The organism is Vibrio sp. V33_P6A3T137 (assembly GCF_009904835.1).
Lineage (GTDB): Bacteria > Pseudomonadota > Gammaproteobacteria > Enterobacterales > Vibrionaceae > Vibrio > Vibrio metschnikovii.
Map to the genome: position 1 here is coordinate 1 of NZ_WXWK01000119.1, position 11,154 is coordinate 11,154.

At 44.2% G+C, this 11,154-nt stretch carries 10 protein-coding genes; 9 read left to right on the forward strand and 1 reads right to left on the reverse strand.

Annotated features, from left to right (window positions below; translation table 11 throughout):
• The first annotated feature begins 402 nt into the window (after window positions 1–402).
• Entirely contained in the window at window positions 403–1,710 is a 1,308-nt protein-coding gene (gene fadI, locus CAG60_RS11395) for an acetyl-CoA C-acyltransferase FadI (protein WP_154170609.1), read from the forward strand.
• Window positions 1,710–3,836: a fatty acid oxidation complex subunit alpha FadJ gene (fadJ, locus tag CAG60_RS11400; RefSeq protein WP_161438962.1), complete on the forward strand. Its 2,127-nt coding sequence runs from the start codon at window positions 1,710–1,712 to the stop codon at window positions 3,834–3,836. Before fadI ends, fadJ begins: the two co-directional genes overlap by 1 nt.
• 74 nt (window positions 3,837–3,910) lie before the next feature.
• On the opposite strand, the gene CAG60_RS11405 is transcribed toward fadJ, so the two are convergent.
• Window positions 3,911–4,786, reverse strand: a complete 876-nt coding sequence (locus CAG60_RS11405; RefSeq protein ID WP_004394894.1) for a LysR family transcriptional regulator — start codon at window positions 4,784–4,786, stop codon at window positions 3,911–3,913.
• 451 nt (window positions 4,787–5,237) lie between these two features.
• On the opposite strand from CAG60_RS11405, the gene CAG60_RS11410 reads away from it, so the two are divergent.
• From CAG60_RS11410 to CAG60_RS11440, 7 genes are all read left to right on the forward strand, one after another.
• Window positions 5,238–6,341, forward strand: coding sequence for a response regulator (locus tag CAG60_RS11410; protein ID WP_161438963.1), 1,104 nt, complete (start codon window positions 5,238–5,240; stop codon window positions 6,339–6,341).
• 44 nt (window positions 6,342–6,385) lie between these two features.
• The gene (locus tag CAG60_RS11415) at window positions 6,386–6,781 is read left to right on the forward strand and encodes a YbaN family protein (protein ID WP_154170613.1); all 396 of its coding nucleotides are present in this window, start codon (window positions 6,386–6,388) and stop codon (window positions 6,779–6,781) included.
• A gap of 137 nt (window positions 6,782–6,918) precedes the next feature.
• A complete protein-coding gene (gene apt, locus CAG60_RS11420; protein ID WP_004394897.1) occupies window positions 6,919–7,464 on the forward strand; it encodes an adenine phosphoribosyltransferase in 546 nt (181 codons plus the stop codon).
• Between the two features lie 21 nt (window positions 7,465–7,485).
• Window positions 7,486–9,504 carry a DNA polymerase III subunit gamma/tau gene (dnaX, locus tag CAG60_RS11425; protein WP_161438964.1) on the forward strand — a complete coding sequence of 673 codons (2,019 nt, stop codon included), beginning with the start codon at window positions 7,486–7,488 and terminating at the stop codon, window positions 9,502–9,504.
• Window positions 9,505–9,578: 74 nt separating this feature from the next.
• Window positions 9,579–9,908, forward strand: coding sequence for a YbaB/EbfC family nucleoid-associated protein (locus tag CAG60_RS11430; protein WP_004394899.1), 330 nt, complete (start codon window positions 9,579–9,581; stop codon window positions 9,906–9,908).
• Between the two features lie 18 nt (window positions 9,909–9,926).
• Window positions 9,927–10,538 carry a recombination mediator RecR gene (gene recR, locus CAG60_RS11435; protein WP_004394900.1) on the forward strand — a complete coding sequence of 204 codons (612 nt, stop codon included), beginning with the start codon at window positions 9,927–9,929 and terminating at the stop codon, window positions 10,536–10,538.
• 207 nt (window positions 10,539–10,745) lie between these two features.
• Window positions 10,746–11,154, forward strand: a 409-nt coding sequence (locus CAG60_RS11440; protein WP_161438965.1) for a transporter substrate-binding domain-containing protein, incomplete at its 3' end; no start/stop codon positions are given.

Genomic DNA, 11,154 nt, shown 5'->3' on the forward strand with positions numbered 1-11,154 from the left:
GCCTTGTGTTGCACAAGGTGATAACTCGAAAAAAATTGATCTAGAACAATTTTTCGCCGGTATTGGTGGGCTAAACCAGCATAAACTTGATCTAATGCAAACTACGCTTTGTTTAAGTCGCTATATTACCTCTTGTCATCTCGTTAGCTCTAGTAGCTAACATGTTGAGCAAGATGACACTTCCTTTTGAAGGCTGACTTTACTTTCTCCTAATCAGGAAACTGATTATTTCAATTGGCTTAGGTTAATTGCTTTGTATAACATTCCAACCACACAGCTTTGTGTGGTTTTTTTTGCTTGCTTTCGCTGCCGCAATCACGTTTATTTAAACAGTTGTTTGATTGATGTAACAATTTGATTACAATGCTTCTCAGGTCAGACCTCTTATTCTAAGGAGAAATAATGGGCAAGCAGGAAGTCAGAACACGCTCAGGAGAGCGTGTTGCTATTGTTGCAGGTATTCGTACCCCTTTTGCACGTCAAAGTACGGAGTTTGCGCAAGTACCCGCGATAGATTTAGGCAAGATGGTGGTTAATGAACTGCTCACTCGAACCGACATTGATCCACAACTCATCGAACAGTTGGTTTTTGGCCAAGTGGTTCAGATGCCTGAAGCACCCAATATTGCTCGGGAAATTGTGCTAGGCACGGGGATGAATATTCATACTGACGCTTACAGTGTGACGCGTGCTTGTGCAACCAGTTTTCAATCTGCGGTTAACGTCGCTGAAAGTATCATGGCTGGTATTATCGATATTGGCATCGCTGGTGGCGCGGATTCCTCTTCCGTTTTACCGATTGGCGTTTCTAAAAAACTGGCAGCGAGCTTATTAGCGCTCAGTAAAACGAAAACACTGAGTCAAAAATTCAACGTATTAAAGTCATTATCAGTTAAAGATTTAATGCCAGTTCCGCCTGCCGTTGCCGAATATTCGACAGGGTTATCGATGGGACAGACCGCTGAGCAAATGGCGAAGTCGCATGGTATCTCACGCGCGGATCAAGATGCTTTAGCGCATCGTTCTCACACCTTGGCTGCCCAAGCATGGAATGAAGGCAAGATAGCCGGTGAGGTGATGACCGCTTTCCCTGAGCCGTATAAGAAGTGGCTCGATAAAGACAATAATGTGCGTTTTGATTCTACTTTAGAGGGTTACGCTAAGCTTCGCCCCGCTTTTGATCGCCAATATGGCAGTGTGACCGCGGCTAACAGTACGCCGCTCACTGATGGTGCGGCGGCCATTCTGTTAATGCGTGAAGGGCGAGCCAAAGAGCTGGGCTTGGATATTCTTGGCTACATTCGCTCTTATGCATTTTCGGCGATTGGCGTTGAAAAAGATATGTTGATGGGGCCTTCCTTCGCGACGCCATTAGCGCTAGAGCGAGCTGGGATCGAACTGAAAGATTTAACATTAATCGATATGCACGAAGCGTTTGCGGCGCAGACCTTAGCCAATGTGAAAATGTTCGCTAGCGATAGTTTTGCTCAGCAATACTTGGGCCGCAGTAAAGCGATTGGTGAAATTGATATGGATAAATTCAATGTGCTTGGTGGTTCGATTGCTTATGGTCACCCTTTTGCGGCGACGGGAGCGCGAATGATCACGCAAACCTTGCGTGAATTACAACGTCGTGGTGGTGGGCTAGCATTGAATACTGCTTGTGCCGCTGGTGGCTTAGGTGCGGCAATGATTTTGGAGGTTGAATAATGAGCGAGGCAAAAGCATTTCACTTAACGATTGATGAGCAGCACATTGCTTGGCTCGCGATTGATGTTCCCGGTGAAAAAATGAACACTCTTCAGGCCGCATTTGCCGATGAGATGTTGGCGGTATTTAAGCAGCTTAATGAACAGAAAAAACAGCTTAAAGGCTTAGTCATCCATTCGTTAAAGCCAGATAACTTTATTGCCGGTGCGGATGTTCGAATGCTGGATGCCTGCACTTCTGCTCAAGAAGCACAGGCCTTAGCCACGCGCGGACAGCAGATGTTCCAACAGCTAGAAGACTTACCATTCCCTGTTGTAGCTGCGATTCATGGCCCTTGCTTAGGCGGAGGATTAGAGCTGGCACTGGCGTGTGATTATCGTGTGTGTACGGATGATGATAAAACACGTTTAGGTTTACCTGAGGTGATGTTGGGTTTACTGCCCGGATCGGGGGGAACGCAGCGTTTACCTCGTTTAATAGGTCTACTTCCTTCGTTAGATTTAATTTTGACCGGTAAACAACTGCGCGCTAAAAAGGCTTATAAACTAGGCGTCGTTGATGCTTGCGTGCCTCAGAGTGTCTTATTAGAAGTGGCGTTACGTTTTGTCGGTGACAATAGTAAGAAACGTCGCCAAGCTAAACCATCTTTAAAAGAAAAACTGCTTGCTAATACGGGCCTTGGCCGCAAAATTATTTTTGACCAAGCGAGCAAGAAAACCGAACAGAAAACGCGCGGCAATTATCCTGCGGCTAAGGCCATTTTAGAAGTCATTGAGCATGGACTGGATAAAGGGTTGAAAGCAGGTTTGGAGCAAGAAGCGAAACGCTTTGGTGAGTTGGTGATGACCAATGAATCTAAAGCATTACGTTCGATATTTTTTGCTACCACGGAAATGAAAAAAGAGCACGGTAGTGATGCTGAGCCTAAGTCAGTCAAACACGTTAGCGTGTTAGGTGGCGGCTTAATGGGGGCGGGGATCAGCCATGTTAGCGTGGCTAAAGCAAAACTGCCGGTCAGAATTAAAGATGTTTCTAACGACGGCATTCTTAATGCTTTGAGCTATAACTACGGTCTATTTGAGAAGCAGCGTAAACGCAAAATCATCAGTAAAGCGCAACTGCAAAATAGCATGATGCAATTGGCTGGTGGTACGGATTTTAGAGGTTTTCAGCAAACGGACGTGGTGATCGAAGCGGTCTTTGAAGATTTGGCGCTTAAACAGCAGATGGTGGCCGATGTCGAGCAACACGCTCAGCCTAGTACTATTTTTGCAACCAATACTTCTTCTTTACCGATTGGGCAGATTGCCGAAAAAGCCACTCGGCCAGAAAATATCGTCGGCCTACATTATTTTAGTCCGGTTGAAAAGATGCCATTAGTCGAAGTGATCCCACATAGCACGACGTCACCTGAAACGATAGCGACCGTGGTGGCGTTAGCGAAAAAACAGGGCAAAACCCCGATCGTAGTCAAAGATCGCGCTGGTTTTTATGTTAACCGTATTCTAGCTCCTTATATGAATGAAGCGGCTAATGTACTGATGGCTGGCGAAACGATAGAAAAAATCGATAAAGCGTTACTGAACTTTGGTTTCCCCGTTGGGCCAATTACGTTATTGGATGAAGTAGGGATCGATGTTGGCTCAAAAATTATGCCTATTTTGGTCAATGAGCTTGGGCCGCGTTTTAAGGGACCGGACGTATTTGAGGTTTTATTAAACGATAATCGTAAAGGACGAAAAACAGGCAAAGGCTTCTACAGTTACAAAAAAGGCAGTAAGAAAAAAGAGGTCGATAAGTCAGTTTACAAATTGTTGAATCTAACTCCAGAATCAAAGTGGGATGAGCAAGAGATTGCCATGCGTTGTGTGTTACCGATGCTCAATGAAGCGGCTCGTTGTTTGGATGAGGGGATTATCCACTCGCCACGTGACGGCGATATCGGGGCGATTTTTGGGATTGGTTTCCCTCCTTTCCTTGGTGGCCCTTTCCGCTATATGGATCAAATTGGTTTGGATAAACTGATTGAGCAAATGAAGCAACACGCTCAAAAATACGGTGACCATTTCGCACCGTGCGATGCGTTAATTACTCGAGCGAGTGTAGGGAAGCTTTTCTACTCATAAGCGATGCTCGATTAACAACTGAAAAAAGAGGAGAGTGGTCAATCGCCACTCTCCTCTTTATTTCTAACCATCGATCAGTGGATGTGATAAGCAATAACAAAATCAATAAATAGACGGACTTTTTCTGGTAAATGATCTTTATGATTGTACAGCATATAAATGTCTCGCGGGTTAGCACTCCAGTCGGGTAAGACGCGCACCAAACTACCATCTGCAAGAAATTCTTTTAACATCACATCAGGCATTAAAGTAATACCTAATCCATCCGAACAAGCGCTGCGCACCACGTTGAGGGTACTGGCTTGAAACCTTCCCACATCGTTATTGATGCACGTTTCCCCTTTATCATTACACAGTTGCCATTTGAGTAATGGATCGCCTTTCAATAGGGAATATTGGCTGAGTTGTTCAGCGTGAGTGGGTGTGGGATGTTTGGCTAGATAGAGAGGGCTGGCGACTAAAATATCTTTAACTTCACTGATCTTTCTGGCGATCAAACTGGAATCACGTTGTGGCCCGACTCGGAAAATAACGTCCCATTCGGTAGGATCGAGTTGAACGGCATGATTACTGGTCGTTAATTCAAGATTAATATCCGGATACTGATGCATAAAGGCGTTAAACATCGGCATCATCATCCGCTTGGTTAAATTTTCTGGTGCGGAAAGTCGAATTGTGCCTGATGCTCCACGACATTCATCAGTGATCGCTTCCGCCATGCTGGCTAAACGTTGTAGTAACGGTGAACAATCTCTGAAAAAACGTTCCCCAGCTTCAGTTAAAGTCAGCTTTCGAGCATGCCGATTGAGTAATCTCAGATTTAAGGAATCCTCCAAAGCTTGAATGCGTCGGGTAATTGTCGCAACCGGGATCATGGTTTTACGCGAGGTCGCGGTATAGCTGCCGTGTTCAACAACCAGTCGAAAAAGGTTTAAGTCATCTAATTTCATTGTTCCTGACACATTATTTTACCGTTTTAGTTAATTTATACGGATATCAGCAAGTAAGGCTTGAGTCATATCAACTTGTAGAACGATTTGTCGACTCGCTCTATTTTTTTGTTCATCTAATGATAGATTGATTAGCGTTATGATATCGAGTTTTGTACATTATCGTGTTTATTGTTGAAGTGTAGTCGGCTGGTTATCTTGGCCAGTAAACTCACGCTAATCATACATATAGTATGTGATGCAGATAAAAAGTGGAATATTTGTATAAATGTCGTTTCAAGACTATTTTTAATGAGCAAGTACACGATGTTATTCGTAGGGTTTGGTAGAAGATGAATCAGGTAACGTCGGTGAGTCATGGCTAATCAATCAGGTAGCTTAAATGGGTGCTAGGTAGCCTGAGCATATGAGCTAATCATACGAATCGTGAGCACATAGTGGAGTAGGTGCTATGTATAAAGATTACATTAAAGCTAGGAATCTATCGGACGGTAATGCTGGCCAAGAGAAAATGATCATGCTGGTTGATGATGACCCTATTTTCAGGCGAGTGACCAGTGGTTATCTGGCAGCGAAAGGGTATAAAGTCGTTGAAGCTAAAGATGGTTTAGATGGATTGAAAAAGCTACGTTCAAACGAGCCAGATTTATTACTGTGCGACCTTTCTATGCCTGTATTAAACGGTATTGAGTTTGTTGAAGAGGTAAGTTTGGAGTATCCATCGTTGCCAATGATTGTCGTGTCAGCCACGGGAGAAATGTCGGATGTGGCCAAAGTGCTTCGCTATGGCATCAAAGATTTTTTACCCAAACCGATTGGTAATCATGAAAATCTCAGTTGTGCGATTGAAAATACATTAGAAGATGCGATGCATCATCTTAATGATCAACGTGACTTTTCGAGCCAGTGGTTTCGAGTCGACGGTGGCGGCGAGCTTCCGGAAGAGCAAGAGTTGCATTGGCATCTTGAGCATTTACGAGAAAACCCCAATACGGCCAGAGAGTTACTACAAGCCCTGTTGCCTGATAATGACACTTCACAAGGTGCTTGGAAGTGCAGCTACCGATTATTACAGTCGACAGAAGCCATGCCATTAGTGTTTGATTATGCTTGGTTAATCAATGGGCAGTTTGCTTTTTACATCGTTGATTCGTCGAGTGATCAGCAATTAGGGGTCGCGAGTACATTATTGATCCGCGCTTTATTTAATGACTATTTGCGTAACTTGCGTAGTTTCAGCGCTGATTTAAAAGATCTGGCCGAAATCTTTGAACGAGGTATCGAGTGCTCTGAAGGTGGCGTGCCTGTTTGTGCCTTATTTGGTATTGCTGATTTGACCGATAAGACTTTGTCCATTTTACCTGCGGGATTAGCATGCCATTGGTCTAATGGTTATCTCTCTCAGTCAATTGCTCCCGGTGTAAAATTAGGGGATAATTGCTTAAAGAACTTCATTACCAAAGACTTACCTATCCAAAGTGCTTGTAAAGTATCGATCAGTTGTCTTGGTTCCAGTAGTTTTACATTAGATATTTATCAAGGTAATAAGAGTTAACAGCCTTTACCGATGGTATATTCACTCAATGTTCAGCGAGGCCCATCATCAATATTCGTCATGTTTTACTCAATGTTGTTGGTGGCCTTAGCGTAGCACTTGGCCTTCTGGGTGTGGTGTTACCCCTGTTGCCAACCACACCATTTTTATTGCTCGCTAGCGCTTGTTTTGTGCGTAGTAGCCCTAGGTTTCACTCATGGTTACATCGGCATGCTACACTAGGGCCAATGTTACTTAATTGGCAACAGAATCGCGCCATCTCGAAACGAGTAAAATGGCGAGGTGCTTTATGCATGATGGCGAGCTTTGCTTTGTCTATTGCTATCGTTCCTCTAATGTGGTTAAAAATAATGCTTTTGGGATTATTAGTGATACTGCTTAGTTGGTTTCTTCGCTTACCTACGTATGAGTTGGTTGCTAACCAACAAGAAAATCACTAGCATTACTGGGAAGTGTGCCCGCTCTTCGAGTGGGCTTTTGCTTTTCAATCGACGTGCAGTTTGATGTGCACGTATAAATTCTCATTCTAGATCATGGTGATATTTATCATGGTCAATCAATCGAAGTTAATGTAGCTATGACAACCGAAACTCTTACTCTTATCAAATCTAGCATTAAAACCATTGCTGACTATCCAAAGCCAGGGATTCTCTTTCGCGATGTCACCAGTTTGTTGGAAGACGCTGTCGCTTATCAAGCCACCATTCGTTTGTTGGTTGAAAAATATCAAGCCATGGGGTTCAACAAAGTGGTGGGTACGGAAGCGCGTGGATTTTTGTTTGGAGCGCCATTGGCTTTAGAGCTTGGGGTAGGGTTTGTTCCTGTTCGTAAACCTGGAAAGCTGCCGCGTAAAACGCTCGCCCAATCGTACGATTTAGAATATGGCACGGATACGTTAGAAATTCACGTCGATGCCATCAAACCAGGCGATAAAGTGTTAGTTGTCGACGATTTACTGGCTACTGGTGGCACGATTGAGGCGACAACACAGCTTATTCGTCAATTAGGCGGTGTTGTTCAACACGCTGCATTTGTGATTAACCTGCCGGAAATCGGTGGTGATAAACGTCTTGAAGCTTTAGGGTTAGAGGTATACAGCATTTGTGAGTTTGACGGTCACTAAATATCCATAACGGAAGGTTTCATGAGTTATCTTGCTTTAGCACGAAAATGGCGTCCTAACACATTTAAAGCGGTGGTAGGGCAAGCTCACGTATTAACCGCTTTAGAAAATGCACTAACACAGAATCGTTTGCATCATGCGTATTTATTTAGTGGTACTCGTGGCGTGGGAAAAACCACGATTGGGCGTTTATTTGCCAAGGGCTTAAACTGTGAAACAGGCATTACCGCTACCCCTTGCGGTCAATGTGCGACCTGCAAAGAGATCGATCAGGGGCGTTTTGTTGATTTATTAGAAATTGACGCCGCATCGCGCACCAAAGTTGAAGATACTCGTGAGCTGCTTGATAACGTCCAATACAAGCCGGCGCGCGGACGCTTTAAAGTCTACTTGATCGATGAAGTTCATATGCTTTCTCGGCATAGCTTTAATGCTTTGCTGAAGACATTAGAAGAGCCACCAGAGTACGTCAAATTTTTGCTGGCGACGACGGATCCACAGAAATTACCGGTTACGATTTTATCACGCTGTCTACAATTTCATCTTAAGCCGATCAGTGTTGAGAATATTCGGCAACAGCTTGAACATGTATTGCAAGCCGAAAATGTAAACAGCGATAGTAAGTCACTCGCCATGATCGCGCATGCCGCGGATGGCAGTATGCGCGATGCGTTAAGTTTAACCGATCAGGCTATTGCGCTCGGTAACGGTGTTATCGAACACAGCGTGGTTTCGCATATGCTCGGTACACTGGATACCGATCAAGCATTGCATTTATTGCAAGCGATCAGTAGCCAGCAACCACAGAGCATGATGGCGTGTATTGAACAATTAGCCAGTAATGGGGTTGAATGGGATGGATTGCTCCAGCAATTAGCAACCCAGTTGCATCGTATTGCTATGTGCCAAGCCTTACCCAGTAGCGTTGATAAAGCTCAGCCTGATGCCGACGCTATTGAACATTTAGCTAAAATACTAGCCCCACAAGACGTGCAACTCTATTATCAAATTGTATTAAAAGGGCGGGCGGATCTTCCGTTGGCTCCAACGGCGCGAATTGGTATTGAAATGGTTGCACTACGTATGATGGCGTTTCGACCGACATCGGTTACGGTGAGTCATAGCTTAGCAATGCCAACCGCCGAACCGGTTTCTGATAACACAGCTCAGCGTTCGGTTGCTCAAATGCAGGGTCCAGTGACTGCACCGGCAACATCACCTCAACCTGAGGTAGTGAATGTTCAACCCGCGATGAAAGAGCCAGAGCCGACAGTTGTTCAGCCAGAGACGCGAGCACAAGAACAAGCGGTTGTTATTCCACCTGTCGCCGGCTTACGTCATCAGTTGCGCTCTCAGCGGCAAGGGCTGACTCCGAAAAGTACGCCAGTAAAAAAGCCTGATGCGGTATCTGCAAAGCCGACTTCGATTTTAGATCGTGTAGCACAGCGAGCTCAATCGACTTCAACGCCGATACCGCCGAATGAGTCTTTGATATCTCATCAAGAGCCAACCGAGCAAGAGTCCGTTTATCAATGGCGGCCATCAACCAGTACGGTAGAGAGTGCCAGTCAATCCACTCACAATGAATTGATGCCCACACAAATCAAGCGAGCGTTAGAGCACGAAAAAACACCAGAAATGATCGAGAAATTGATCATTGAAGCCGCGGAGCAGGACTCATGGGCCAAGCTGATCTCTCAGTTAGAGACGGCTAAATTAGTGGAACAACTTGCCTTGAATTCAACATTTCATAAGCAGGGAACCCATATTGAGCTGACGCTTCGTCCTTCTCATGCTCATTTGAATACCGATAAGGCTCAGAGTGAACTTTTACAAGCCCTCAATGACCAATTACAAGAAGAGTGTCATTTAAGTATTCATATTGGTGAATCCGGTGAAACACCGCTTGAGCTGAGAGAACGTCTTTATCAAGCAAAGCTCACTCAGGCGCTAGAAAGTTTGAAACAAGATACCAATGTACAATTTATTGAGCGACGTTTTCATGCTCAGCTTGATCATGACAGCGTGAGGCCAGTTTAACCAGTGGGGTTGAGATTTTCTATTTTCACCCCCACTTATCGTAGAACAATTGAATAAAACCAGAGAGATAATCTATGTTTGGTAAAGGCGGTATGGGCAACTTAATGAAACAAGCCCAGCAAATGCAAGATCGTATGCAAAAGCTACAAGAAGAAATCGCTAGTATGGAAGTGGTCGGTGAATCTGGCGCTGGATTAGTAAAAGTGACCATCACTGGTAGTCATAGCGTACGTCGCGTTGAGATTGATCAAAGTTTAATGGAAGATGACAAAGAGATGCTGGAAGATTTGATTGCAGCAGCGTTCAATGATGCCGCTCGTCGTGTGGAAGAAACACAAAAAGATAAAATGGCCGCTGTCACTGGGGGTATGCAATTACCACCAGGTATGAAAATGCCATTCTAATCAATAAGTAGGTTAGTAATGCGAACCAGTCATATGCTGGAGCATTTGATGGAGGCCTTACGTTGTTTACCTGGGGTTGGCCCCAAGTCAGCGCAACGTATGGCCTTTCATTTGTTACAGCGAGATAGAAAAGGTGGCTTGCAGTTAGCGGAAGCGCTGAATCAAGCCATGGTCGAAGTGGGACATTGTGCTGAGTGTCGAACGTTCACTGAACAAGAAGTGTGCGATATTTGTCGTAATCCGAAACGACAAGAAAATGGCCAACTTTGCGTCGTTGAAAGTCCTGCGGATATTGCAGCATTAGAAGCCACGGGACAATTCTCAGGGCGTTATTTTGTACTGATGGGACATTTATCGCCGTTAGATGGTATTGGTCCTAGTGATATCGGTCTTGATACGCTGGATTTTCGACTCCAAAAAGGTGGTATTTCTGAAGTGATTCTCGCTACCAACCCTACGGTAGAAGGGGAAGCGACGGCACATTATATTGCAGAGTTATGTCATGAGCATCAGGTCAGTGCTAGTCGCATTGCACACGGTGTTCCTGTTGGTGGAGAATTAGAATTGGTCGATGGAACAACATTATCCCACTCGCTACTGGGAAGACAAAAGTTTAATACGACCTTTTAGTTCCCACTGCCTACCTTTGAGAACCTCGAAACAGACCGATTAGCTTTGTTTTGAGGTTTTTAACAATTCCCTTGATTTTTATCTATTACACTAATTATAAGCAATGGTTATAATTAGTGTAATAGTCTGCAGAATAATGATGTGATGCCTTATATTTATCAATGGCTAATGTCACTCTTAATCAATCCATAAGTGATGGGCCACCTAATGAAAAAATATACGAGTCATCGATATTGCTCTTCAATAATTATCTCGCTTTTTTTTGGCTGCTTGTTATGGAGTTCTTTCACAATTGCGAAGGATAGTACATCTCCACCGTTGATTATTGCTACCACAAACAGTTGGCACCCTTATTCTTATACGAATGATAAAGGTGAGGCAATGGGGGTGTTAGTGAACTTTTGGCAAGAATTCTCACAACTTACAGGTATTCCAGTTGAATTCAAAGTTAATAGCTGGCAAGAATCTTTAGATGATGTATTGACTGGTCGAGCGGACGCGCATGTAGGTATGGTTCGTTCTGACAAGCGAGAGCAATCTTTTGATTTTATTGAGCCTTTATTTACGATTGATACTAAATTATATTTTAATCGCTCCTTATTGGAAGAATTTTCAG